21 protein-coding genes and 1 riboswitch are annotated in these 25,358 nt (G+C 71.2%); of the genes, 7 read left to right on the forward strand and 14 right to left on the reverse strand.

Features of this window, described 5'->3' with window-relative positions; genetic code table 11:
• Positions 1-42 precede the first annotated feature (42 nt).
• Complete coding sequence (locus ACPYN4_RS00960) at positions 43-384, forward strand: hypothetical protein (RefSeq protein WP_076691490.1); 342 nt, start codon at positions 43-45, stop codon at positions 382-384.
• Positions 385-779: 395 nt separating this feature from the next.
• Here the strand turns inward: ACPYN4_RS00960 and ACPYN4_RS00965 are convergent, their stop codons facing one another.
• Entirely contained in the window at positions 780-2,219 is a 1,440-nt protein-coding gene (locus ACPYN4_RS00965; RefSeq protein ID WP_424445373.1) for a helix-turn-helix domain-containing protein, read from the reverse strand.
• A gap of 119 nt (positions 2,220-2,338) precedes the next feature.
• Here ACPYN4_RS00965 and ACPYN4_RS00970 point away from each other — a divergent pair, with 119 nt between their 5' ends.
• Positions 2,339-4,234, forward strand: a complete 1,896-nt coding sequence (locus tag ACPYN4_RS00970) for a phosphoenolpyruvate carboxykinase (GTP) (protein ID WP_424445374.1) — start codon at positions 2,339-2,341, stop codon at positions 4,232-4,234.
• A 140-nt stretch (positions 4,235-4,374) separates the two neighbouring features.
• Here ACPYN4_RS00970 and ACPYN4_RS00975 read toward each other — a convergent pair whose 3' ends face one another.
• Together ACPYN4_RS00975 and ACPYN4_RS00980 are read right to left on the reverse strand one after the other, a co-directional pair.
• Entirely contained in the window at positions 4,375-6,288 is a 1,914-nt protein-coding gene (locus ACPYN4_RS00975) for an ABC transporter ATP-binding protein (protein ID WP_424445375.1), read from the reverse strand.
• A 46-nt stretch (positions 6,289-6,334) separates the two neighbouring features.
• Entirely contained in the window at positions 6,335-6,547 is a 213-nt protein-coding gene (locus ACPYN4_RS00980; RefSeq protein ID WP_424445376.1) for an AsnC family protein, read from the reverse strand.
• A gap of 193 nt (positions 6,548-6,740) precedes the next feature.
• Here ACPYN4_RS00980 and ACPYN4_RS00985 point away from each other — a divergent pair, with 193 nt between their 5' ends.
• The 3 genes from ACPYN4_RS00985 to ACPYN4_RS00995 are packed head-to-tail and all read left to right on the forward strand — an operon-like array spanning position 6,741 to position 9,396.
• Positions 6,741-7,682, forward strand: a complete 942-nt coding sequence (locus tag ACPYN4_RS00985) for an ABC transporter ATP-binding protein (protein ID WP_424445377.1) — start codon at positions 6,741-6,743, stop codon at positions 7,680-7,682.
• The gene (locus tag ACPYN4_RS00990) at positions 7,679-8,551 is read left to right on the forward strand and encodes an ABC transporter permease (protein ID WP_239282726.1); all 873 of its coding nucleotides are present in this window, start codon (positions 7,679-7,681) and stop codon (positions 8,549-8,551) included. The genes ACPYN4_RS00985 and ACPYN4_RS00990 overlap by 4 nt, the downstream gene beginning before the upstream one ends.
• The gene (locus tag ACPYN4_RS00995; protein ID WP_239282728.1) at positions 8,548-9,396 is read left to right on the forward strand and encodes an ABC transporter permease; all 849 of its coding nucleotides are present in this window, start codon (positions 8,548-8,550) and stop codon (positions 9,394-9,396) included. The genes ACPYN4_RS00990 and ACPYN4_RS00995 overlap by 4 nt, the downstream gene beginning before the upstream one ends.
• A 59-nt stretch (positions 9,397-9,455) precedes the next feature.
• Here the strand turns inward: ACPYN4_RS00995 and ACPYN4_RS01000 are convergent, their stop codons facing one another.
• From ACPYN4_RS01000 to ribD, 6 genes are all read right to left on the reverse strand, one after another.
• Positions 9,456-10,856, reverse strand: coding sequence for an MFS transporter (locus tag ACPYN4_RS01000; protein WP_424445378.1), 1,401 nt, complete (start codon positions 10,854-10,856; stop codon positions 9,456-9,458).
• Between the two features lie 212 nt (positions 10,857-11,068).
• A complete protein-coding gene (locus ACPYN4_RS01005) occupies positions 11,069-11,419 on the reverse strand; it encodes a Fe-S protein (RefSeq protein WP_424445379.1) in 351 nt (116 codons plus the stop codon).
• 190 nt (positions 11,420-11,609) lie between these two features.
• Positions 11,610-12,083 (reverse strand): 6,7-dimethyl-8-ribityllumazine synthase, encoded by a 474-nt coding sequence (gene ribH / locus ACPYN4_RS01010; protein WP_239282575.1) that lies wholly within the window; start codon positions 12,081-12,083, stop codon positions 11,610-11,612.
• Positions 12,080-13,360 carry a GTP cyclohydrolase II gene (gene ribA / locus ACPYN4_RS01015; protein ID WP_424445380.1) on the reverse strand — a complete coding sequence of 427 codons (1,281 nt, stop codon included), beginning with the start codon at positions 13,358-13,360 and terminating at the stop codon, positions 12,080-12,082. The genes ribH and ribA overlap by 4 nt, the downstream gene beginning before the upstream one ends.
• Positions 13,357-13,998, reverse strand: coding sequence for a riboflavin synthase (locus tag ACPYN4_RS01020; RefSeq protein WP_076691478.1), 642 nt, complete (start codon positions 13,996-13,998; stop codon positions 13,357-13,359). The genes ribA and ACPYN4_RS01020 overlap by 4 nt, the downstream gene beginning before the upstream one ends.
• A 1-nt stretch (position 13,999) precedes the next feature.
• Entirely contained in the window at positions 14,000-15,034 is a 1,035-nt protein-coding gene (gene ribD, locus ACPYN4_RS01025; RefSeq protein WP_424445381.1) for a bifunctional diaminohydroxyphosphoribosylaminopyrimidine deaminase/5-amino-6-(5-phosphoribosylamino)uracil reductase RibD, read from the reverse strand.
• Positions 15,035-15,113: 79 nt separating this feature from the next.
• A riboswitch (FMN riboswitch) is annotated at positions 15,114-15,269 on the reverse strand.
• Positions 15,270-15,423: 154 nt separating this feature from the next.
• Between ribD and ACPYN4_RS01030 the strand changes: the two genes are divergently transcribed.
• On the forward strand, positions 15,424-17,175 hold the full coding sequence (locus ACPYN4_RS01030; protein ID WP_424445382.1) for a glycerol-3-phosphate dehydrogenase/oxidase: 1,752 nt from the start codon (positions 15,424-15,426) through the stop codon (positions 17,173-17,175).
• 33 nt (positions 17,176-17,208) lie between these two features.
• The gene (glpK, locus tag ACPYN4_RS01035) at positions 17,209-18,762 is read left to right on the forward strand and encodes a glycerol kinase GlpK (protein ID WP_424445383.1); all 1,554 of its coding nucleotides are present in this window, start codon (positions 17,209-17,211) and stop codon (positions 18,760-18,762) included.
• A gap of 58 nt (positions 18,763-18,820) precedes the next feature.
• Here glpK and ACPYN4_RS01040 read toward each other — a convergent pair whose 3' ends face one another.
• Genes ACPYN4_RS01040 through ACPYN4_RS01060 form a run of 5 tightly spaced genes read right to left on the reverse strand, consistent with a single transcriptional unit; the run spans position 18,821 to position 25,333 of the window.
• A complete protein-coding gene (locus ACPYN4_RS01040; protein WP_424445384.1) occupies positions 18,821-19,684 on the reverse strand; it encodes an Fpg/Nei family DNA glycosylase in 864 nt (287 codons plus the stop codon).
• A gap of 33 nt (positions 19,685-19,717) precedes the next feature.
• Complete coding sequence (locus ACPYN4_RS01045; protein ID WP_424445385.1) at positions 19,718-20,803, reverse strand: alpha/beta hydrolase fold domain-containing protein; 1,086 nt, start codon at positions 20,801-20,803, stop codon at positions 19,718-19,720.
• Positions 20,800-21,807, reverse strand: a complete 1,008-nt coding sequence (locus tag ACPYN4_RS01050; RefSeq protein ID WP_239282480.1) for a LacI family DNA-binding transcriptional regulator — start codon at positions 21,805-21,807, stop codon at positions 20,800-20,802. Before ACPYN4_RS01050 ends, ACPYN4_RS01045 begins: the two co-directional genes overlap by 4 nt.
• Positions 21,804-24,395, reverse strand: a complete 2,592-nt coding sequence (locus ACPYN4_RS01055; protein WP_239282478.1) for a dipeptide ABC transporter ATP-binding protein — start codon at positions 24,393-24,395, stop codon at positions 21,804-21,806. The genes ACPYN4_RS01050 and ACPYN4_RS01055 overlap by 4 nt, the downstream gene beginning before the upstream one ends.
• A complete protein-coding gene (locus tag ACPYN4_RS01060) occupies positions 24,392-25,333 on the reverse strand; it encodes an ABC transporter permease (protein WP_281653633.1) in 942 nt (313 codons plus the stop codon). The genes ACPYN4_RS01055 and ACPYN4_RS01060 overlap by 4 nt, the downstream gene beginning before the upstream one ends.
• Positions 25,334-25,358 lie beyond the last annotated feature (25 nt).

The raw sequence follows: 25,358 nt of genomic DNA on the forward strand, positions 1-25,358 counted from the left end.
GGCATCCGCCCGCGGTCGAAGAGCACACGGCAGGATGGCCGCATGGACATCCTCCGGCTGCGCGCCGAGCGGCTGCGCTCGCACCGTCTGAGCGCGCCCGCGGCGACCATCGCCGATGCCGCCTCGCACATGATGGCGACCCAGGGTCAGGAGTTCTGCACCGTGCCGTGCGCGCCGGAGTTCCTCGCGGCGATCGGGCCCACCGCGAACGGCATCGTGCGGCCGATCCTCGTCGCGGGCGGGGAGATCATCGGCGTGTGGTCGCACTCGGTCGCCGTCGGCAAACACCACCTCCTCCCGCAGCACGAGGTGTTCGACGCGGCTGTCGATCCGGCATCCGTCGACGCCGCCCTCGCCCGCTACGCGCGCTTCATCCGCGGCTGAGCCCGCGGCGGCGGTGCGGCCGGAGCCGTCGCGCGTTCCAAAAGCAGGCTGAATCGACCCGCGGAGCGCGATTCGGCCCCGCCGGGGCCAGTTCAGCCTGCTTTCGCGACGCCGAACCGGCCATCCCGCCGCCTCTCCGCCGCCGCCGGCCCTCTCCGCCGCCGCAACTCACCGCCGCCGCGCGTTCCGAAAGCAGGCTGAATCGACCCGCGGAGCGCGGTTCGGCCCCGCTGGGGTCAGTTCAGCCTGCTTTCGCGACGCCGAACTGGCCATACCGCCGCCACGCCGACGCCGACGCCGAACCGGCCGCACCTGCACCCGCACCGCACCCATCACCCGCGCCGATCACCCGCACCCGGCGCCGATCCCGCCGCCGCGCCGCGCCCCGCCTCAGGTCACGACTCGGCGTGACGGTCCAGGAACGCGTACACCTCGCCGTCGTCGACACCCGGGAAGGCCCCCCGCGGCAGGGGCGAGAACATCTGCATGTGCACGCGCGCGCTCGGCCACGCCTTGCCCTCCCACCGGCCGGTCAGCTCGGCATCCGGCCGCCGGCAACACGACTCGTCCGGGCAGGTCGAGGTCGCGCGCTTCTGCGTCTCGCGGCCGCGGAACCAGCGCGCATCGTCGAACGGCACGCCGACGGTGATGGAGAACTCGCCGTCGGAGGTTCGTCCGGTCTGGCTCGAGCACCAGAACGTGCCGGCGGGGGTGTCGGTGTACTGGTAGTGCTCGACGGTGCGGTTCTGCTCCGAGAAGGCGGCACGCGCCGCGAAGCGGCGGCACACCACCTGCCCCTCGACCGACCCCGTGACGTCCATCGGCAGCGGCAGGTCGTCGTTCTCATACGCGCGCGTGATCGCGCCCGCCCCGTCCACGCGCAGGAAGTGCAGGCGGATGCCGATGTGCTGCGTCAGCAGGTTCGTCAGCCGCATCCCCGCCGCCTCGTGCGTCACACCGAACGCGTCGCGGAAGTCCTCGACCGCGAGATTCCGGTCCTTCTTCGCCTGGGCGAGAAACGCGACCGACGCCGTCTCGGGCATGAGGCAGCACGCCGCGTAGTAGTTGATCTCCAGCCGCTGCTGCAGGAAGTCGGCGTAGTCGGTCGGCGGGGTGTGGCCGAGGAGCCGGTGCGCCATGGCCTGCAGTGCCATCGACCGCAGTCCGTGCCCGCCGGGGATGGATGCCGGGGGGAGATAGATCCGGCCGTTCTCCAGATCGGTGACCGAGCGCGCCGAGTGCGGCAGATCGTCGACGTAGATCAGCTCGAACCCGAGCTGCGAGGCCATGATGCTCACGGTCCGGTGGGTGAGGGCGCCGGAGGTGTGCCCCGCTGCCTTCAGCTGCTTCTCCGCCAGCTTCTCGATGTCCGGCAGGTAGTTGTCCTTCTCGCGCATGAGCAGCCGCAGCTCGGTGTTCGCCCGGCGCGCCTCCTCCGGCGTCGCGATGGCTTCGCGCTCGCGGCGCTGCAGTTCGTGATGCAGGCCCAGGATCGACTCGATGGTCTCGTCGGTGGTCGCCTTCGTGACGCGCACCGGAGGGATGCCGAGGCGTCGGAAGACGGGCGAAGTCTGGGCGCGCTCGAGTTCGAGCTCGAGCGCCGCACGGCGGTTGGGCGGCTCGGGGGAGAGGAGGTCGGTGACGTCGGTGCCGGTCGCGCCGGCGATCGCCTGCAGCAGCGACAGTTTGGGCTCGCGCTTGCCGTTCTCGATCAGGCTCAGCTGGCTGCCGGCGACGCCGACCTTCGCGCCCAGTTCGTCCAGCGTCATCCCGTGCGAGACGCGTTGATGACGGATGCGGTGGCCCAGGGTGGACAGTTCGAGCGACGAAGCCATTCCTTGAGCATATCGAAAGAAACTCATTTCTTGACGCCGGAAACGGTGGAAAGCACGGCGATTCCCGACGCAGAGTGGAAGAGCAGCACAACAACGCCGCATCCGCTGAAGGAGCTGACATGGCCATCGCCGACCTCTTCACCCGCCCGACCGCCGTCGCCGCCCCGGGCGGTTCCGCCCCGGCATCCCGCGCCTTCGGCTCTCGCCCGGTCCTCGCCGGCACCGGCCTCGAGGAGCTCTTCGCGTGGGTCGACGAGATCGCCGCGCTGACGCAGCCCGACCGGATCCACTGGGTCGACGGCTCGCCCGCCGAGAACGAGGCGCTGCTGCGCGAGCAGGTCGCCGAGGGCAAGCTCATCAAGCTCAATCCCGAGTGGCGGCCGGGCTCCTACCTCGCCCGCTCGCACCCGAGCGATGTCGCCCGCACCGAGGCGCGCACGTTCATCGCGTCGGAGCGCGAAGCGGATGCCGGCCCCACCAACAACTGGGCACAGCCCGACGAGATCCGCGCCACCATCACCCCGCTGTTCGCAGGGTCGATGCGCGGGCGCACCATGTACGTCGTGCCGTTCTCGATGGGTGCCGTCGGCGGTCCCCTCTCGCACATCGGCGTGCAGGTGACCGACTCGGCCTACGCCGTCACCTCGATCGGCATCATGACCCGCGTCGGCGCCTCGGTGCTCGAGCAGATCGCCGCCGGCAAGCCGTGGGTCAAGACCGTGCACTCGGTCGGCGCGCCGCTCGAGCCGGGACAGGCCGACGTCGCATGGCCCTGCAACGACGAGAAGTACATCGTCCACTTCCCCGAGACGCTGGAGGTGTGGTCGTACGGCTCGGGCTACGGTGGCAACGCGATCCTCGCGAAGAAGTGCTTCGCGCTGCGCATCGCCTCGGTCATCGGTCGCGACGAGGGATGGCTCGCCGAGCACATGCTCCTCATCCGCGTCATCTCGCCGGAGGGGCGGAAGTTCCACCTCGCGGCGGCGTTCCCGTCGGCGTGCGGCAAGACGAACCTCGCGATGCTGCGCCCCACGATCCCCGGCTGGCGCGTCGAGACCCTCGGTGACGACATCGCGTGGCTCCGCCCCGGCGACGACGGGCGCCTGTGGGCGATCAACCCCGAGGCGGGGTTCTTCGGGGTCGCCCCCGGCACCGGCGAGTCGACCAACGTCGCCGCCGTGGAGACGCTGTGGGGCAACACGATCTTCACGAACGTGGCGCTGCGCCCCGACGGCGACGTCTGGTGGGAGGGGCTCACCGACGAGGTCCCCGCCGAGCTCACCGACTGGGAGGGCAAGCCGTGGACCCCGGCCTCCGGTCGCCCCGCGGCGCACCCCAACTCGCGCTTCACGGTGAGCGCCGCGCAGTGCCCGCAGATCGCCCCGGACTGGGACGAGCCCGAGGGCGTGCCGCTGGACGGCATCCTCTTCGGCGGGCGTCGCGCCACGAACGTCCCGCTCGTCGTCGAGGCGACCGACTGGACGCACGGCGTCTTCCTCGGCTCGAACATCTCGTCCGAGCGGACGGCCGCCGCCGAGGGCACGGTCGGCGAGCTGCGCCGCGACCCGTTCGCGATGCTGCCGTTCTGCGGGTACAACATGGCCGACTACTTCGGCCACTGGCTGAAGGTCGGGCAGAAGCTGCGCTTCGACCGCGCGCCGCGCATCTTCCAGGTGAACTGGTTCCGAAAGGGCTCGGACGGCCGGTTCCTGTGGCCGGGCTTCGGCGACAACGCGCGCGTGATCGACTGGATCATCCGCCGTATCGAGGGCGCCGTTCCGGCCGTCGACAGCGCGATCGGTCGGCTGCCCGAGACGTCGGACCTCAACCTCGACGGCATCGACGTCCCGGCATCCGACCTCGACGCGCTCTTCGAGGTCGACCCGGACCTCTGGCTGCAGGAGGCCGACCTCACGGAGGAGTTCTACCGCACCTTCGACGGCAAGGTCCCTGCCGCGCTCTACGCCGAGCTCGCCGCCCTCCGCTACCGCCTGAAGCTCGCCCAGCGGGCCTGAGCCGCGTTTCGTCTCGCTCCGCTCGCTCAACGACCAGCGGGGAGCCCCGCCCCATGACCGGTCGCCCCGCGAGGGAGCGCCAGCGACCGAGACCAAACGCCCGAAACGACCGGACGAGCCCCCACTGAGCGACGCGCCCCTCAGACGAGCAGCTGATGCCGCGCGAGATCCCGGTACAGCGGCACGGTCTCGACGAGCTCGGCGTGCGTCCCCTGCCCGACGACCTCGCCGCGGTCGAGGACGACGATGAGGTCGCTGTCGACGACGGTCGACAGCCGGTGGGCGATCACGACGAGGGTGCGGCCGGCGGCGACCGCGTCGATCGCCTCCCGCATCCGCTGCTCGTTGAGGCCGTCGAGCGATGACGTCGACTCATCCAGCAGCAGGATCGGGGGAGCGGCCAGCAGCGCCCGCGCGATCGCGAGACGCTGGCGTTCGCCGCCCGACAGCATCACGCCGGCTTCGCCGACCGGCGCCTGAAGGCCGAGTGGTGACCGCTCGAGCACGTCGCCGAGGTTCACGGCGCGCAGCACCCGCTCGCAGGCGGCGTCGGATGCCGTGGGCGAGGCGAGCCGCAGATTGTCGGCGATCGTGCCCGCGAGGGTCGGCGCGTCCTGCTCGACGTATCCGAGTTGCGCGCGCAGCCGTGTGCGGTCGATCGCGCGGACATCGACTCCGTCGAGGAGGATGGCCCCGGCCGTCGGATCGTAGAACCGCTCGATGAGGGCCAGGGTCGTGGACTTTCCGGCACCCGACGGGCCGACCAGCGCGACCCGCGCCCCGCGCGGAACCCGGAACGACACCCCGCGCAGCACCTCCCCCTCCGCGTCGGCGACCGCGACGGTGTCGGCGTGCGCCTCGGCGAGGAGCGCCGCCGCCTCGGTCTCCGTGCGGCGCCGCGCCTGCACGACGGCATCCGGATAGGCGAAGTGCACGTCGCGGAACTCGATGGCGGCGGCCTCCTGACCTGCGGCATCCGTCACCGCGATGGGGGAGGTCGCCGGGGCGAGGGATGCCGCGACCTCCGGGTCGCACGCGGTCTCGGTGCGGAGGTCGAGCACCTCCTGGATGCGGCCGAGTGCGCCGAGGGCCTGGTTGACCGACGTGATGGCGCCGAAGAACGACCCGAGCGGCTGCACGAGGAAGAACAGGAACATCACGAACGTCACGAGTTGCGCGATCGTGATCGCCCCCGAGGCGACGCGGAACCCGCCGACGCCGAGCACGACCAGCAGCGACAGCTGCAGCGCGATGCCGGCGATCGGCACGATGAACGCCGACGCCTTCGCGACCTGCACGCCCGCGTCGTAGGCGCCGCGTGCGGTGGCCTCGATCGCGGTGCGTTCGCGGTCGGCGGCGCCCGCGGCGCGGATGGTCCGGATCGACCCGACGGCGCGCTCGACACCGGAGGCCAGTTCGCCCACGCGTTCCTGCTGCAGCGTGGTGGCGCGGCGGATCCGGCCGCTGAGCGCGCCCACGACGGCGACCGAAGCGCCCACGACCACGAGGATCAGCAGCAGCAGGACGGGGTCGATGAGGAGCATCGCGACGACGGCGCCGACGAAGATGAGCGCGTTCCCGAGGGAATCGGCGAGCCCCTGCGTGAGGACGGCGTACAGGAGGGTCGTGTCAGTGCCGACCCGCGACACGAGGTCGCCGGTGCGCCGCGCGTCGTACTCCCGCACCGGCAGGTGCAGCAGCTGGGCGATCAGCCGGCGGCGGCTCGAATACACGACCGCGGTTCCCATGCGCTGCAGCAGGAAGTGCTGGATGCCGCTGATCACCGATCCCACCACGACGAGACCCACGAGCAGCCAGATGAGGATGCCGAGGGGAGCGCTCGTCTGCACCCGCTCGATCAGCTGCCCCACGACGAGGGGCTGGGCGAGGGTGAACGCCGCGGCGAGGATGCTCAGGATCGCGACGACGAGGAGCACGCCCTTCTGCTCGAACACGAACGGGAGCAGCTGGCGGAGGCTCGCGCGGGGGCCGTCGTCCTTGTGATTCCTGCCGGGGCGGGAGGGGCGGCGCGAAGGGGTGCGCGGTGTGGACATGGTGGTGCGTCCTCGTGATTCGGGTTCGGAGGCGACGATGCCGCTTCTATCTTCGTCCGTATTTTTTGTGCACAGCCTGACGGCTGACGCCCAGGACGTCGGCGATCGCGACCCACGAGAAGCCGAGGGCGCGCGCGCGGCGCACCTGCTCGGCCTCGGCGCGCGCGAGGTCGGCGTGCAGCGCCCGCAGTCGACGGAGCTCGGGGAGGGGGTCGCCGCCGTCGGCCGCGGCGATCGCGGTGCGGATCTGATCGCTCATGCCGTCAACCGTAGTTGACGCCGCGGCATCCTGTCAATCAAGGTTGACACCGCGCGCGTTCCTGCGGAGATCTGCACTTCTGCGGACCGATTCCGGCCCTGGCCTCCGAAGAACGGCAGATCTCCGCAGAAGTGGGGGGACGGTCCGCGGATGCCGAGGCGCCGATGTCCCTGCCCCGCGCTAGTGTGAACCGGTGCCCGCTCCTGTGATCGCCGCCCAGAGCCTCGTGAAGACGTACAAGGTCAAGGGCAAGCCCGACTTCGTTGCTGTCGACGGGCTGAGCTTCGAGGTCGCGCCGGGCGAGTCGTTCGGCCTCCTCGGCCCGAACGGCGCCGGAAAATCCACGACCATGAAGATGATCGGCGCCGTCTCGACCCGCAGCGGCGGCGATCTGCAGATCCTCGGCCTCGACCCCGACCGGTACGGACCCGAGATCCGCTCGCGCCTCGGCGTCGTGCCGCAGCAGGACAACCTCGACGGCGAGCTCAACGCCCGCGAGAACCTCTACATCTACGGCCGGTACTTCGGCCTGCCGGGTAAGGTCTGCCACCGGAAGGCCGACGAGCTGCTGGCGTTCGCGCAGCTCGAGGACAAGGCCAAGAGCAAGGTGGATCAGCTCTCCGGCGGCATGAAGCGGCGCCTCACGATCGCGCGCGGGCTCATCAACGACCCCCGCATCCTGCTGCTGGACGAGCCGACGACGGGCCTCGACCCGCAGGCGCGGCACGTGCTGTGGGATCGCCTCTTCCGGCTCAAAGAGCGCGGCACGACGCTCGTGCTCACCACCCACTACATGGACGAAGCCGAGCAGCTCTGCGACCGGCTCATCGTCGTCGACAAGGGGCGCATCATGGCCGAGGGCACCCCGGCATCCCTCATCCGCGAGCATTCCAGCCGTGAGGTGCTCGAGGTGCGCTTCGGCTCCGACCGCAACGCGCAGGCCGCCGAGCGCCTGCAGGGCATCGGCGATCGCCTCGAGGTGCTGCCCGACCGCATCCTCATCTACACGCACGACGGCGAGTCGGCGCTCGAGCGCATCACGGCCGCGGGGCTCGAGCCGATCACCTCGCTCGTGCGGCGCTCGTCGCTCGAGGACGTCTTCCTGCGCCTGACCGGACGGTCGCTGATCGAATGAGTGCGCCGCAGACGGATGCCGCGACCCACCCGACGCTCGACGACCTGCGCGCCGAGGCGATGGCGTGGGGCCGGAGACCCCGGCGCCGCGGCAGCTGGTACGTCACCGAGCACATGGTGCGGGCGATGCGCGCCTACGGGTGGACCATCATCGTGGGCGCGGTCGGGCAGCCGATCCTCTACCTGCTGGGCCTCGCGGTGGGCCTCGCGGCCCTCATCACGGTTCCGATCGTCGATCACGGGCAGGAGGTCAGCTACCTCATGTTCGTCGCCCCGGCGCTCCTCGCGACAGCGACGATCTCGGTCGCGAGCGAGGAGATGACCTACCCGGTCATGGCGGGCTTCAAGTGGCGGCGCTACTTCTACGGCTTCAACGCGTCGCCGCTGTCGAGCCCGCAGATCGCCAACGGCGTCATCGCCGGCGCGACGGCGCGCATGCTCCTCGCCTCCGCGGCGTACTACCTCATCGTGTGGCTGCTGCCGTTCGGCGCGGTCCCGCATCCCGAGACCGGGTGGCTCGCGATCCTCGCCGGCGTGCTCGCGGGCGTGGCGTTCGGCATCCCGCTGATGGCCTACGCCGGGTCGATCGAGGACGACAAGGGGCAGTTCGCGCTCGTGCAGCGGTTCATCTTCATGCCGATGTTCCTCTTCTCCGGCACGTTCTATCCGCTGGACACCCTGCCGTGGTGGCTGCAGTGGATCGGCTGGATCTCGCCGCTGTGGCACGGCGCCGAACTCGGACGGGTCGCGACCTACGGGGCGCAGATCGCGCCCGCGATGATCGCCGTCCACCTCGCGTATCTCGTCGTGCTCGCCGGCGTCGGCTACCTGTGGGGCCGGCGCGTCTTCAGCGAGAGGCTCGCGCGATGACCGTTCGACAGGCTCAGGGACCGCGACCGGAGGCCGAGACGCCGACGGTCGCGCGCCGCGGCGGCGTCCGCGCGCTGTGGGCGGGCAATCCCGGCGCCGTCGTGCAGCGCGGCCTCATCGCGGCGCGCTCGTCGAGCTGGGTGGTCGTGCTGTCGGGCTTCTTCGAGCCGGTGTTCTTCCTGCTGTCGATGGGCATCGGGCTCGGCGCCTTCATCGGCGACGTGCAGGTCACGCAGGGCGTGACGGTGCCCTACGCCGCGTTCATCGCGCCGGCGCTGCTGGCGGTCTCGGCGATGAACGGCGCGATCTACGACTCGACGTGGAACGTCTTCTTCAAGCTGAACTACGGCAAGCTCTACGAGGGGATGCTGTCGACCTCGCTCGGCCCGCTCGACGTCGCCCTCGGCGAGATCCTCTATGCGCTGCTGCGGGGGCTCGCCTACGCCACCGGCTTCATGATCGTCATGCAGCTGATCGGGCTCAACCTGTCGTGGACGGCGATGCTGGCCCTTCCCGCGGTCGTCCTGATCGCCTTCGGGTTCGCGAGCCTCGGCATGGCGATCACGAGCTACATGAAGACGTTCCAGCAGATGGACTGGATCAACTTCGTGATGCTCCCGATGTTCCTCTTCTCCGCGACCTTCTACCCGATCACGGTGTACCCCGGCTGGGTGCAGCAGATCGTGATGGCGCTCCCGCTGTGGCACGGCGTCGAGCTCATCCGCGGGCTGACGACCGGCATCCTCTCTGCGGGCATGCTCTGGCACGTCCTCTACTACGTCGTCATGATCGCGGTCGGCCTCGTCTTCACGACCAAGCGGCTGCGGGCGCTGTTTCTGGACTGACCCCGCAGAACGACGGATGCCGCGGAGCAGCGCCCCGCGGCATCCGTCGTTCTCGGTGATTACAGCGAGGCGGTCTCGCCGAGCCCGATGTTGGTGTCGTAGTCGACGTCCTTCGTCTCCTTCGACAGCCACAGCGCGATGAGCGTGAGGACCGCCGAGCCGGTGAGGTAGACGCCGACGAGCCACGGCGATCCGCCGGCGGCAGCCCACAGCGCCGTCGCGACGATGGGCGCGAGCGCCGCGCCGAGGATCGACGACACGTTGTACGAGACGGCCGAACCGGTGTAGCGGACGTTCGTCGGGAAGAGCTCCGGCAGTAGCGCCCCCATCGGGCCGAACGTCGCACCCATGAGCGTGAAGCCGAACACGAGGAACGCCTGGGTCAGTGCGCCGGTGAACTTCGGGTCGAGCTGCGGCAACAGGAACACGTTGAACAGCAGGCCGAACACACCGATGCCGACCGTGATCCAGATGAGCAGCTTCCGGCGGCCAACGGAGTCGGCGACGGGGCCCGAGAGCAGCGTGAAGATGCCGAAGAACACGACGCCGATGATCTGCATGATGACGAAGTCGGTGTAGCCGAACCCGAGGCCGGGCACGGGGGCATCCGCCGCCTTCGTGCCGTACGCGAGGGTGAAGCTCGTCATGAGGTAGAACAGCACGTACGTCGCCAGCATGATGAACGTGCCGAGGATGAGGTTCTTCCAGTTGCTGCGGATGACCTCACCGAGCGGGAAGCGGCGCAGCGCGCCCTTCTTCTCGGCGGCCGAGAAGGTCTCCGACTCGACGAGCTTCAGCCGCACCCACAGACCGACGATGACCATGACGGCCGAGAAGAGGAACGGCACGCGCCATCCCCACGCGAGGAAGGCCTCGGACTGCAGGCCCGCGCCGTCCGGGTGCGGCAGCGCGAAGTAGATCACGAGGAACACCGTGTTGGCGATGATGAAGCCGATCGGGGCGCCCAGCTGCGGGAACGTGCCGTACCAGGCGCGCTTGCCCTTCGGGGCGTTCTCGGTGGCCACGAGCGCCGCGCCCGACCACTCCCCGCCGAGGGCGAAGCCCTGGAACAGGCGCAGGATCAACAGCAGCAGCGCCGCCCACCAGCCGATGTCGTGGAAGGTCGGGAGGCAGCCGATGAGGAAGGTCGCGACGCCCATCGTGAGCAATGACCCGACGAGGGTCGCCTTGCGACCGAAGCGGTCACCGAAGTGGCCGAAGATGACGGCGCCGATCGGGCGGGCGACCATCGCGGCGCCGAAGACGGCGAACGACGACAGCAGCGACGTGGTGTCGTTGCCGGTCGGGAAGAACAGGACGGGGAAGACGAGGACAGCGGCGGTCGCGTAGACGTAGAAGTCGTAGAACTCGATCGTCGTGCCGATGAGGCTCGCGGTGATGACGCGCGAGCGGGGGTTGGCGGGGGCGGTGGGAGCCGCGGATGCGGGGGAGGAGGCCATGCGGGGAGAGTTACCTGTCGATGAGTGTCGAAGGTCCTCGTGGGACGCGCCGGTGGTGGGCGTCCGGAGCAGGGGTGGTGCGGCGGGCGCCACGGCTGTGGGGGCACCGGGGGCGCCGGCGGTGTCCCCGGCGCACAACCGTCTACTCTACGCCCGCGACGGGGGCGCCGGCGGCGTCGGGGTGGCGATGAGCGGCGCCGGGGTGGCGCGGTTCAGTGCCAGAGCACGGCGAGCGCCGCGTTCAGCAGGGTCAGGATGCCGATGAGCCAGAAGATCGCGGGAGCCACCGTGCCGCTCTTGCGCTGACGTGCCGAGCCGATGCCGAGCAGGGCGCCGATGATGAGCAGCACGACGAGCTTCACACCGATCTTGGTGTAGTTCAGGTCGTACGAGATCCCCCACGGCGCGGCCAGCGCGAGGCCCGCGACGGCGGCGATGACCATGCCCAGCGTCTGCAGACGCGTGATGCGCCGCTGGCCGACGGCTTCGACGACCCACGCCCCGAACAGGATCGCGAATCCGACGAGGTGGACGAGCAGGACGGCGTGGCGCAGGATCTCCATGCCTTCAGCCTACCTGATGGTGACCGAGACGGCGAGACGGCGGTGGCGGATGCCGAGACGCGGTCTGTGCACCGAGACACGGGTGCACCGCCGTGGTCTCGGTGCACGATCCGTGTCTCGCTGTGGGCCCGGCCGGCCGCCGTACGGGGTCAGGCGCGCAGGCGGGCGCGCGGGCGGCCGCCGGACGGGGTCAGGCGCGCAGGCGGCGGAGGAGCAGGGCGGTGCGCAGGGCTGCGTCGGCGGCCTCGGCGCCCTTGTCCTCCTTCGAGCCGGCGAGCCCGGCGCGGTCGAGGCCCTGCTGTTCGTCGTCGAGGGTCAGCACGCCGAAACCGACCGGCTTGCCGGTGTCGAGGGCCACCCGGGTGAGGCCGTCGGTGGCGGCGGAGGAGACGAACTCGAAGTGCGGCGTGCCGCCGCGGATGATGACCCCGAGGGCCACGACGGCGTCCGCGCCGGCATCCAGCGCCGCCTTCGCGGCGACCGGCAGCTCGAACGACCCCGGCACGCGCTCGAGCCGCCACGAAGCGCCGGAGGCGTCGAGCACGCGCTGCGCGCCGGCGATGAGGCCCTCGGTGATCACGTCGTGCCACGAGCCCGCGACGACGACGACCTGCAGGCCGGCGGCGTCGATCGGCTCGGTCTGGGGGGCTCCGTGGCCGCTCATGCGTGCTCCTCCGGGTGGGTGCTGTGGGCGAGGGCTTCCTCGAGTTCGTCGGCGCCGATGATGTGGCCCATGCGGTCGCGCTTGGTCGCCAGGTACTGGTGGTTGTTGGCGCCGACGCCGACCAGGAGCGGCACCTGCTCGACGATGTCGAGGCCGAGCGATCGCAGCTGGGTGACCTTGTCGGTGTTGTTGGTGAGCAGGCGCAGCTTGTCGACGCCGAGGTCGGCGAGGATGCCGGCCGCCGCCGCGTAGTCGCGGGCATCCGCCGGGAGCCCGAGGGCCAGGTTCGCGTCGACGGTGTCCAGGCCCCGCTCCTGCAGGCTGTAGGCGCGCAGCTTGTTGATGAGGCCGATGCCCCGACCCTCGTGGCCGCGCATGTAGACGACGACGCCGCCGTCCCGCTCGATCCTGTCGAGGGCGGCATCGAGCTGCGGGCCGCACTCGCATTTGAGCGAGCCGAAGGCCTCGCCGGTGAGGCACTCGGAGTGCACCCGCACGAGCGGCGCCTCCTCGGTGAGATCTCCCGAGACGACGGCGATGTGGTCGGTGCCGGTGATGCGGTCTTTGTACGCGAGGAAGCGGAAGGTGCCGTGCGAGGTCGGTACCTGCGCTTCGGCGCGCAGGCTCACGCGGCGGCGCGGTGCGTGCTCGGCGGTCGCCGCCGCGGGGGCCTGACCGTCCAGGTGCGCGATGAGCTGCTCGATCGTGATGACCGGGATGCCCTCCCGCTCGCCCATCTCCAGCAGCCCGGGCAGGCGCATCATCGAGCCGTCCTCGGCGACGACCTCGCCGATCGCGGCGACCGGCTGCAGGCCCGCGAGCTTCATGAGCTCGACGCCCGCCTCGGTGTGCCCGGCGCGCTCGCGCACGCCGCCGTCGACGGCGCGGAGCGGCAGGATGTGTCCCGGTCGGATGACCGAGGAGGGGGTGGATGCCGGGTCGGCCAGCACGTTGAGGGTGTGTGACCGGTCGGCGGCGCTGATGCCCGTGGAGACGCGGTCGGCGGCATCCACGCTCACGGTGTACGCCGTGCCCCGGGAGTCCTCGTTGACGGCGACCATCGGCGGCAGGTCGAGCCGGTCGGCCCACTCGGCGGGCATGGGTGCGCAGAGGAATCCGCTCGACCAGCGAATGGTCCACGCGAGCCACTCGGGCGTCGCGAGTTCGGCCGACAGGATGATGTCGCCCTCGTTCTCGCGGTTCTCATCGTCCGCGACGATGACGGGCCGCCCGGCGCGCAGTGCGTCGAGGGCATCGGGGATGGTGGAAAGGCTCATCGGGAGCCTCCTTCGGTGGTGGGGGTCTGCGGGGCGGTGAAGGCGAGCAGTCGCTGCACGTGGCGCGCGAGGATGTCGGTCTCGAGGTTCACGCGGTCGCCGACCGTGCGGGCGCCGAGGGTCGTGACCTGGAGGGTCTCGGGGATGAGCGACACCTCGAACCACGGGTCGGCCTCGTCGGCGGCGGACACCGCGCTGACGGTGAGAGAGACGCCCTCGACCGTGATCGAGCCCTTGTCCACGACGAGGGGAGCAAGCTCACGCGGCATCCGGAACCGGATCACCTGCCACTGCGCACCGGGCCGCACCTCGAGCACCTCGCCGGTGCCGTCGACGTGCCCCTGCACGATGTGGCCGCCGAGCCGGGTGTGCGTCGCGACGGCGCGTTCGAGGTTGACCGGGGATCCCGGCGTCAGCGCGCCGAGCGTCGACATGTCCAGCGACTGGCGCATGACGTCGGCGGTGAACCAGTCCTCGCCCTGGTCGACGACGGTGAGGCACACGCCGCTGACGGCGATCGAGTCGCCCTGGTGCGCGTCGGAGACGACGAGCGGTCCCTGCACGGTGAGGCGGACCCCGTCGCCCGAGGGCGCGACGGCGGTGACGGTGCCGCGTTCTTCGATGATTCCGGTGAACATGTCAGGGTGTCCCTTCCGGGGTGGCGACCACGAGGAGATCCTCGCCCAGCCGCTCGATCGTGGTGATGGTCAGGCGCCGCTGATCGGCGATCGTCGCGACGCCGAGGTCGCCGGTCGCCAGGCGGGGGCCGCCGAGCAGGGTCGGCGCGAGGTAGACGAGCAGTTCGTCGGCGAGGCCGGCGCGGACGAACGACGACGCCAGGGTCGGTCCTCCTTCGACGAACACGCGGTGGGCGCCGAGCTCCCGCAGCCGGTCGAGCAGGTCGGGCAGGTCGTCGCCCTCGTCCTGCAGGAACGGCAGCGGATGCCGTCGGACTTGCGCTTCCTGCGGCGTCGCCCGCGTGCCGATGACGACCGGGCGCGGCTGGTGCTCGTAGAGCGTCCCGTCCGGTCGGCGCGCGGTCAGCGCCGGGTCGTCGGCGAGGAGGGTCCCGGTGCCCACGACGATCGCGTCGGCGTCGCTGCGACGGCGGTGCACGTCGGCGCGTGCGTCCGGTCCGGTGATCCACTGGCTGGTGCCGTCGGATGCCGCGGCGCGCCCGTCGAGTGACTGCGCCCACTTGACGGTGACGTGCGGGCGCCCGAGGCGCTGGACGGTGAGCCACGAGTCGAGCAGCTCCTCGCCCTCCGCCGCGAGGACACCGCCAACGACGTCGACGCCGGCGCTGCGCAGGCGTTCCGCGCCTCCCGCCGACAGAGCGCCGGGATCGGCGACGGCGTAGACGACGCGCGCGACGCCGGCGGCGATGAGCGCTTCGCTGCACGGCCCGGTGCGACCCGTGTGGTTGCACGGCTCGAGGGTGACCACGGCGGTCGCGCCGACCGCGGCATCCGGCCCCTTCTCCTCGGCCAGCCGGGTCAGCGCGTCGACCTCGGCGTGCGCCGTGCCGGCGCCGCGGTGCCAGCCCTCGGCGAGGGTCTCGCCTTCGGGGGAGAGCAGGACGGCGCCGACCTGCGGATTGACTCCGCGGGGGCCGCGAAGGGCGAGGAGCAGCGCCTGGCGCATCGCCTGCGCTTCGCGATCTGTCGCGGCCATCGGGTCGTCCTCCGTCGAGGCTCCGGGGGCGCGGATGCGCGGGAGAATTCACCGGCGGCGCCCATCGCGGGACGTCGTCGGGTGCTGCCTCCCATCCGGACTAGCGCGCGCCTCCCTGGGGAGGAACGTCGCATCACCGTCGGTTCCGGATTTCCACCGGATCAACCCTCGACCAAGGTCTCAGGCTCGCGGACTGTCACCGCCGGTTCGGATTCTCACCGACCCCGGAGCACGTTTCTGCTCACGATCCTACTCAACGCGCCCGGTCCGGTTTCATTCCGTGACGCCCGGCCCGCACGAGACGCCTGAATGATCCCGAATCGTGCGGATGGAGAGCCTTTTGCGCTTCGCGAACCTGCGGGCGCCTAGCCTGGAGTCGGGAGAGCATCATGACCGACACCGCACGCCGAACGACCGAGACCCTCGCGGAGCGCCCGTACGCGGACGTGCTGATCATCGGCGGCGGCATCAACGGGCTCGCGACGCTGCGCGACCTGGCGCTGCAGGGCGTCGATGTCGCCCTCGTCGAGCGGGGCGATTTCGTCAGCGGGGCATCGGCGGCGTCGAGCCACATGATCCACGGCGGCATCCGCTACCTGGAGAACGGCGAGTTCCGGCTCGTGCACGAAGCGGTGACCGAGCGCAACGCCCTGCTGAAGACCGCGCCGCACTACGTCCGCCCGCTGCAGACGACGATCCCGATCTACTCGACGTTCTCGGGCGTGCTCTCGGCGCCGTTGCGCTTCCTGCGTCACAGTGCGGGACAGCACCGCGAGCGCGGCGCCGCGCTCATCAAGATCGGCCTCGTGATCTACGACTCCTTCTCCCGCGGCGGCGGGCTGCTCGGCAAGGGCACGGTGCCGCGCCACGCGTTCCACGGTCGCAAGAGGTCGCTCGAGCAGCTGCCGCAGCTGAACCCGGGCGTGCGATACACCGCGACCTACTGGGACGCCTCCCTGCGCGATCCGGAGCGCCTGGCGCTCGACGTCCTCCGTGACGGCCTCGCCGCCGGCGGCGACCGCGCCCGCGCCGCCAACTACACCGAGGCCGTCGGCGCGGACGGCGGCAAGGTGACGCTGCGCGACGGCGTCACCGGCGAGGAGTTCGCGTTCACGGCATCCGTCGTCGTCAATGCCTCCGGGCCCTGGACCGACCTCACCAACCTCGCCCTCGGCGATCCGACCCACTACATGGGCGGCACGAAGGGATCGCACATCGTGCTCGAGCACGAGGAGCTGCTGGCGGCGACCGGCGGGCGCGAGCTGTTCTTCGAACACTCCGACGGCCGCATCGTGCTCATCTATCCGCTGAAGGGCCGCGTGCTCGTGGGCACCACCGACCTCGAGCACGACATGCGCGAGCCCATCGTGTGCACCGAGGCCGAGATCAACTACTTCTTCGAGCTCATCGCGCACGTCTTCCCGGGCATCGCCGTCGACCGTTCGCAGATCGTCTACCGCTTCGCGGGCGTGCGCCCGCTGCCGGGCCACGGCGACCTCGCTCCCGGATTCGTCTCGCGCGACTATCGCATCGAGGCCGAGCGGCTGCCCGGCGCCGACGCGCCCACCGTGCTGAGCCTCGTCGGGGGCAAGTGGACGACGTTCCGCGCGTCGGCGGCGCACCTCACCGACCGCGTCCTGGAGCTGCTGGCGCGCCCGCGCCTGCGCAGCACGAAGGGGCTGCCGATCGGCGGCGGTGCGGGCTTCCCGACCTCCGAGCGAGCGCGACGGCAGTGGGTCGCCGCGCACGCCGACCGGGTCGGGTTCGACCGTGCCGGCGTGCTGCTCGACCGCTACGGCACGGGAGCCGCCGAGGTCGTCGCCGCGATCGGCGACGACGACACGTCGCTGCGCACCGTGCCGAGCTACAGCCGTGACGAGCTGCGCCACCTCGCCGCCACCGAGCTCGTCGTGCACCTGGCCGATATGCTCCTGCGCCGCACCGCGATCGCGTTCCTCGGGGCGGCGACCCGCGAGGCGGCCGTCGAGGTCGCCGAGGTGATCGCCCCCGTGCTCGGGTGGGATGCCGGTGCCCAGGCCGTCGAGGTCGACCAGGCCCTGGCCGCCGTGCACGCGGCCGACCCTGCGTCCGGTCCCGCGACCGCGCCCGCCGACGCGGGCGCGACGAGCCCGGCGCGGTAGCGTGAGAGGCAGGTAGCTCGAGGAGGAGACGACGTGCCAGACCATGTGATCGCGCTCGATCAAGGGACCACGTCTACCCGGGCGATCGTGTTCGACCGCACTGGTGCGAGCGTCGGCTCCGCCCAGCAGGAGCACCAGCAGATCTTCCCCCGTGCCGGCCGGGTCGAGCACGACGCCGCCGAGATCTGGCAGAACACGCGGCACGTCCTCGAGGCGGCGCTGGAATCGTCGGGTCAGGATGCCGCGGCCATCGCTGCGGTGGGCGTCACCAACCAGCGTGAGACGGTGATCGTCTGGGACCGTCGCACCGGGGAGCCGGTGCACAACGCCCTGGTCTGGCAGGACACCCGCACCCAGCCGCGCATCGACCGTCTCATCGCGCAGCGCGGCGTCGATGCCTTCGCCGAACAGACCGGTCTGCCGCTGGCCACCTACTTCTCGGCGTCGAAGATCGCCTGGATCCTCGACAACGTCGAGGGTGCCCGCGAGCGGGCCGCACAGGGCGAGCTGCTGTTCGGCACCCCCGACACCTGGGTCGTCTGGAATCTGACCGGCGGGGCGGACGGCGGCATCCACATCACCGACGTCACCAACGCCAGCCGCACTCTGCTGATGGACCTGCGGACCCTCGACTGGGCCGACGAGCTGCTCGAGGTGTGGAACATCCCGCGGGCGATGCTGCCGGAGATCCGCTCCTCCTCCGAGGTGTTCGGCGAGGTGCGCGAGCCGGCGGCGCTGGCGGGCGTGCCGATCGCGGGGATCCTCGGTGACCAGCAGGCGGCGACGTTCGGTCAGACCGCGTTCGACGCGGGGGAGTCGAAGAACACCTACGGCACCGGCAACTTCCTGCTGGTCGGCACCGGCACCGAGATCGTGCGCTCGCGCGCCGGGCTCATCACCACCGTCGCCTATCGCTGCGGCGACGGACCGCCCCGGTACGCCCTGGAGGGCTCGATCGCCGTCACCGGCTCGCTCATCCAGTGGCTGCGCGACAACCTCGGCATCATCGGCTCCTCGGAAGAGGTCGAGGAACTCGCGGCATCCGTCGACGACAACGGCGGGGCCTACTTCGTGCCCGCGTTCTCCGGGCTTTTCGCGCCGTACTGGCGGCCGGATGCGCGCGGCGCGCTCGTCGGCATGACGCGATACGTGACGAAGGCGCACATCGCCCGCGCCGCGCTCGAGGCGACCGCGTTCCAGTCGCGCGACGTCATCGAGGCGGTCGTGGCCGACGCCGGACGGCCTCTCACCGAGCTGCGCGTGGACGGCGGGATGACCCGCGACGGGCTGCTGATGCAGTTCCAGGCCGACATCCTGGGGATCCCCGTCGTCCGGCCGAAGGTCGTTGAGACGACGGCGCTCGGCGCGGCGTATGCGGCGGGACTCGCCGTCGGATTGTGGTCGGGACTGGACGAGCTGCGCGGACACTGGCAGGAGGATGTGCGCTTCGAGCCCCGCATGGGCGCCGACGAGCGCACCCGCCGCTACCGGCAGTGGAAGAAGGCGGTCGGCAAGTCGATCGACTGGGTGGATGACGACGCCCGCATCCTCATGGGCACCGAGGATCCGCCTCCGGTGGTCGAGTAGCCGGAGCGCCAGCGGAGGCGTACCGAGAACAGCCCGCCCTCGGGAACCGGGCGCGCAGCTACTTCAACAGGCGGCTCAGCCGCCGGTCGGCGAGGAGCTTCCCGCCGGTCTGACAGGTCGGGCAGTACTCCAGCGAATTGTCGGCGAAGAAGACGCTGCGCACCTCGTCCCCGCACACCGGGCAGGCCTGCCCGCGCCGGCCGTGCACCGCCATGCCGCGGCGTTTGGCGTCCTTGAGGTCTGCCGGAGGCTTGCCGGATGCCGCGGCCACGGCATCCGCCAGGGTCTCGCGCAGCGCGACGTAGAGCCGCGTGACCTCGTCGCCGTCGAGGCTCGCGGCGAGGGCGTAGGGCGACATCTTCGCCGCGTGCAGGATCTCGTCTGAGTAGGCGTTGCCGACGCCGGCGAGGATCGACTGGTCGCGCAGGACGCCCTTGATCTGCGTGCGGCGACCGGCGAGCAGGCCGGCGAACGCGTCGCGCGTGAAGCCGTCACCGAGCGGATCGGGGCCGAGGCGTGCGATGCCGGGCACGTCCTGCGGGTCGCGCACGGCGTAGACCGCGAGCGACTTCTTCGTGCCGGCTTCGGTGAGATCGAACCCGGCGCCGTCATCCAGGCCGACGCGCAGTGCGATCGGGGTCTTCCCCGGCCGGATGACGGTCGCGGGCAGTTGTTCGTACCAGCGCAGCCAGCCGGCCTTCGCCAGGTGGAAGATGAGGTGTACACCGGCATCCGTCGACAGGTCGACGAACTTGCCGTGGCGCGCCGCCCCCGTGATCGTCGCCCCCTTCAGTGCCTCGATCGGCGGATCGTACGTCTTCAGGGCCGCGATGTTGGCGACGGTTGCCTTCGTGACGGCGACACCCGTGGCGCGCTCGGCGAGGAAGTCGACGAGCCCCTGCACCTCCGGCATCTCGGGCATGCGCTCATCCTGCCACGCACGCCCGACATCCCGTCAGAGGTGCAGCGCGTCGCGCATCGCCGCCGCCAGCTCGCCGATCATGGCGGCCTCCACTGCGGGCGTCGCCGTCGTATGCGTCATCTCGTATATATGCGCCGTCGCTTCGCCGCCGCCGGCTTCGATCGCGGCGCACAGGCTCTCACCACCCGCCGCGACCTCGTCGGCCGACGCGATCGCGGCGAAAGTGGGCGGCAGGCCGGCGATCCGGGGGAGCACCCCCGGCGAAGCCCATGGGTCGTCGAGCGCGAGCTCGCCGAGGTATCCGCGCAGCTGCTGCCTGCGCACGCGCAGGGCGGCCTCGCCGTCGGGTACCCGAGTCAGCAGTACCGACGGGACGAGCAGGCCCAGGCCCCGCAGGGGCGATGCGGGGCGGCGCGCGGCATCCGCCATCGCGGCGACCGTCGCGATGTTCGCACCCGACGAGGTACCGACGAGCGCGATCGGCGCCGCCGCCTCCGTCGCGAGCCCCAGGTTGCCGTCGCGGACGGCGTCGAGGACGGTCAGCGTGTCGACGATCGCGGCGGGGAAGGGATGCTCGGGCGCGAGCCGATAGTCGACGTTCAGCACGACGGCGCGCGCGACGTGCGCCAGCTGGTCGATGAGGTGGGCGTCGATGCTGTCGGCGGCGGTGCCGCCGGCCATCCAGAAGGCGCCGCCGTGCAGCCGGATGATCACGGACTGCGGATCGGTCGGGGTCGTGACGCTCACGCGCACGGTCGTCGCGGGGTCGGGCACGCGCGCGCCGGGCCCCGCGGGGATGCCGCCGCCCGGCGCATCCCCGCCGGGCTGCGGGTCCGCGGGCACCGGGACATCGATCGTGTACCGGGCGAGTGGCCCGACGGGCGGCAGCAGCTCGGCGACGGTGGTGCCGAACAGCTCTTTCGACGCACGGTCGACGAGCGCGCGGTGGCGCAGGGCACCGGCATCCGCCATCGCCCGGACGCGCGCCACCTCGGCGCGCCACTGCGCGACCGACTGTCCGTCGTGCGGTTCGGGGGAGGGCAGCGGCACCTCCTCGTCGCCCCGCGCCTCGTGCACCGCCCGCAGGAGGGTCGCGAGGTCGCCGGCGGGCGCCGTCACGTCGTGATCCCGGGAACGAGCGTCGGAGTGAGGATGATCCGCTCGATCGGCACCGATTCGTGGCGCACGAGCGACATCAGGCGCTGCGCACCGATTCGGCCCGAGTCGACGAGCGGCTGCGCGACGGTCGACAGCCCCAGGGCCTCGACGATCGCGCCGCCGTCCCACCCCATGACGCCGACCCGATCGGGCACGGCGACGCCGAGGCCGCGCAGGCCGCCGACGACGCCGGCGGCGAGCGTGTCATGACCCGCGAGCACGCCCACGCGGCCGCTGCGCGCGACGGATGCCACGAACTCTGCGGCGGCGCGCCCGGCGGCGATGTCGCCCGACCGTGCCGTGATGCGGTGCAGCCGGTCGTCGGTCACGCCGTTGTCGGCGAGGGCCTGCACGAAGCCGGAGAGACGGCGCGTGCCCTGCGAGATGTAGTCGTTGGAGACCTGGCCCTCGGTGACGTAGACGAACTGCTCGAACCCGCGGGCCAGCAGGTGCTCGGCGGCGAGCCGCGCGCCGTGCGCCTCGTCGAGCACGATCGACGTGAAGCGGGGGTGGCTCGAGTCGATCAGCACGGTCGGCAGATCGCGGTCGAGGATGCGGTCGCTCAGGCCCGTGTCGACGGGCACGCCCATGATGATGAGCCCCTCGAGCGTGCCCGAGAACGGCAACGATGCGAGGCGCGGCGAAGGCGACCTGCTCGCCGACGGGTGGTCGTAGACGATCGTCTCGGTGCGGTCGACGCCGAGCACCTCGAGGATGCCGTTCAGGCGCGCCGCATACGACGGGTAGCTCGCGAACGGCGCGATGACGCCGAGGCGCTTGCGTGCCGTCGCGGCGCGGTAGTTGGCGGTCGACTGGGGGACGTAGCCGAGCTTGTCGGCGGCTTCCAGAACCCGTGTGCGGGTCTGCGCCGACACCCGCCCGGGCCGGTTCATCGCGTTGGACACCGTCGCGATCGAGACGGATGCCTCGTCGGCGACGTCGCGGATCGTGATGCCGCGGCTCATGCCACGTACCTCTCCGCCTGGAGCGACCGACGGCGCTGCACGGCGGGGTCGGGGATCGGCGCGGCATCCAGCAGCGACCTCGTGTACGGATGCGTGGGGTCTCCGATGACGTCCTGCGCGGTGCCCCGTTCGACGATCGAGCCGCGGTACATGACGGCGATGTCGTCGCAGAAGCTGCGGACGACCGACAGGTCGTGCGAGATGAACAGGTAGGCGATGCCGAGATCGTCCTGCAGGGAGGACAGCAGGGTCAGCACCTGCTCCTGGATCGTGAGGTCGAGGGCGCTCACCGGCTCGTCGCACACGATCAGCTCGGGGCCCAGCACGATCGCGCGGGCGATCGCGATGCGCTGGCGCTGACCGCCGGAGAACTGCGCCGGGTAGCGGTCGGCGGCGGCCGCCGGCAACCCCACGCGCTCGAGCGCTTCGCGCACGCGCCGGGCGGCCTCGCGGCGCCCCACCCCGTGCGCGAGGGTGAGCGGCTCGGCGAGCGTCGACCCGATCGTGCGGACGGGGTTCAGCGATCCGTACGGGTCCTGGAAGATGATCTGCACGCGGCTGCTGAGCTGACGGCGGCGCGCGGCGGATGCCCCGACGAGCTCTTCGCCGTCGAGGCGGATGCTGCCGGACTCGGCCGCGGCCAGCCCCACGATCGCGTTGCCGACGCTCGACTTGCCCGAACCGGACTCGCCGATGAGGCCCAGCGTGCGGCCCCGGTGCACGTCGAGGTCGATGCCCTTCACGGCGGTCGTCCGCGTCGGCTTGCCGTCGGCGCCGCGGCCCGTGTACGAGATCGTCAGGTCGCGCACCTCGAGCAGCAGCTCGGTCGCGGAGCGCACGGGGTGCACGTCGAGCCGCGCGGGGTCGGCGGCGAGCATCGCGCGGGTGTGCGGATGCTGCGGCTCGCGGAAGATCTGCGCGCTCGGCGCCTCCTCGACGAGCTGCCCGTGCCGCATCACGATGACGCGGTCGGCGATGTCGGCGACGACGCCCCAGTCGTGGGTGACCAGCAGCAGCGACATCGAGTCGTCGTCGTCGCACAGCTCGTGCAGCAGCGCGAGGATCTCGGCCTGCACCGTCACGTCCAGCGCGGTCGTCGGCTCGTCGGCGATGAGGATCTTCGGCTTTGCGCTCAGCGCCGCGGCGATCACGACGCGCTGCGCCATGCCGCCCGACAGCTGGTGCGGGTAGCGGCGTGCGACGGCGGCGGGGTCGGGGATGCGCACGCGGTCGAGGAGCTCGAGCGTGATCCGGCGCGCCGTCTTCTTGTCGACCTTCTGGTGCAGGCGGACGAGCTGCACGAGCAGGTCGCCGATGCGCATCGTCGGGTCGAGCGAGGGCTGCGGGTCCTGTGTGATGTAGCCGAACTCGGATGCGCGCAGGCGCCGCATGGCGTCGGCGTCGCCCGTGTCGATCGTGCGGCCGTCGATGCGGAGCGTGCCCGCAGCGACGCGCGTGCCGCGGCTGAGGCCGAGCAGCGCGAGCGAGGTGATCGACTTGCCCGAGCCGCTCTCGCCGACGAGGCACAGGGCCTCACCGCGTGCGAGCGAGAACGACACGTTCTCGACGAGGGTGCGTTCTCCCTCCGGCCCGTCGACGACGATCTTCAGGCCGTCGACCTCGAGCAGGGCCGAGGGATCGCCGGTGGCGGCGGCCTGCGCCGCCACCGGCTTCCGCCGCGCGGACTGCCCCCGCGGAGCGGGACCGGCCCACCGCTCGGCGACAGCGTCGCGGACGCTGTCGCCGAGGAGCATGAGCGCCATGATCGTGATGATGATCGTGCCGCCGGTCGGGATCAGCAGCCACGGCGACCGGCTGATGTTCTCGCTCGCGGTCTGCACCATGTTGCCCCAGCTGGGTGCGGGCAGCTGCACGCCGAAACCGAGGTAGCCCAGGCCCGTCTCGGCGATGATGACGACGCCGCAGAAGATCGTGGCCTGCACGATGATCGGCCCCGCAAGGCGCGGCAGCACGTGGCGCACGGTGATCTGCGTCTCCGTCAGGCCCATCGTGCGCGCACCGCGGATGAAGAGCTCGTTGCGGACGGTCCGCGTCGTGCCGCGCACGACGCGGATGAGCAGGGGACTCGTGAGGATGCCGAGCGCGATCATCGCGACGGTCATGTTGCCGGGCACGATCGAGAGCATCACCAACAGGATGATGAACGACGGCACGCTCAGCAGGATCTCGGCGAGGCGCACGATGACGGTGTCGACGGCGCCGCGCGACATGCCGGCAATGAGTCCCAGCATCGTGCCCAGCAGCAGGAACACGACCATCGCCTGGACGACGCCCAGGAGCGTCACCTGGCCGCCGTACAGCAGTCGCGACAGCACGTCGCGGCCGAGGTCGTCGGTGCCGAGCGGATGCGCGGTGGACGGCCCGGCGAGCGTGTTCGCGAGATCCTGGGCGGTGGGGGAGAACGGCGCGATCACGGGTGCGAACGCCGTCGCGATGACGATGAGGGCGACGATGACGGCGCAGACGACGAACTGCGGGCGGCTCAGCAGCAGCACCCACAGGGGCCGCACGGTGCGCTCGTCGCGTGCGGTCTCGGCCTCGGCGGCCGGAGCGGACGGGGTGCTCATGCGGACTCCTTCACGTTGAGGCGGGCGTACGCCAGCTCGACGAAGAGATTGGTCACGATGATGACGATCGTGAAGATGAGGGTGATCGCCTGCACGACCGGAAGGTCGTGCAGGAGCGTCGCGTTGACCGAGTAGCCCGCGAAGCCGGGGATCACGAAGACGCTCTCGACCAGGACCGTGCCGCTCGTGAGTCCCACGATCTTCATGCCGAGGATCGTCACGATCGGGACAGCCGCGCCGCGCAGCGCGTGCTTCCAGAGGATCCGGCGCTCGCTCACGCCGTGGGCGCGCAGCAGGAGGATGTGCGGTGACGTCAGCTGCTCACTGACGGCATCCCGCGTCTGCTTCGCGAGGAGCGCCGTGCCGCCGATCGTGAGCGTCGCGACGGGCAGGATCATGTGCGCGAGCCACGGGCCGAACCCGTCGACGAGCGGCGAGTAGCCGGTCGTCGGCAGCCAGCGCAGCTGCACCGCGAAGACCGTCGCGAGCACGAGGCCGATCCAGAAGCTCGGCACCGCCGAGCCGATGACGCTGCCGACGTCGGCGGCCTTGCCGACCGCGCCGGGGCGTGCGGCGCCGATGACGCCGAGGACGATGCCGAGCACCGACGCGCACAGGAACGTGCAGATGATGAGCGCCAGCGTGGGCTCCAGCCGGTCGGCCAGCACCTGGGCGACCGGGACGCCGCTGACGATCGAGGTGCCCAGGTCGCCCTGGAAGAGGTTCCCGAGCCAGCGCCCGTACTGCGCCCACAGGGGGAGGTCGAGGCCGAGCTCCGTCCGCACCTGCTCGTACCGCTCCGCCGACGCGGTCGGACCCACGATCGCCCGTGCCGCGTCACCCGGGGTGAGCGAGACGAGGACGAAGATCAGCGCCGAGATGACGAAGAAGAGGATGACGCTCATGATGAGCCAGTTGAGGAAGCGCCGGAGGGGCATGTCACTCCTGTGTCGTACGTGGAGA

This window comes from Microbacterium sp. CH-015 (assembly GCF_049707015.1).
Classification (GTDB): domain Bacteria; phylum Actinomycetota; class Actinomycetes; order Actinomycetales; family Microbacteriaceae; genus Microbacterium; species Microbacterium aurum.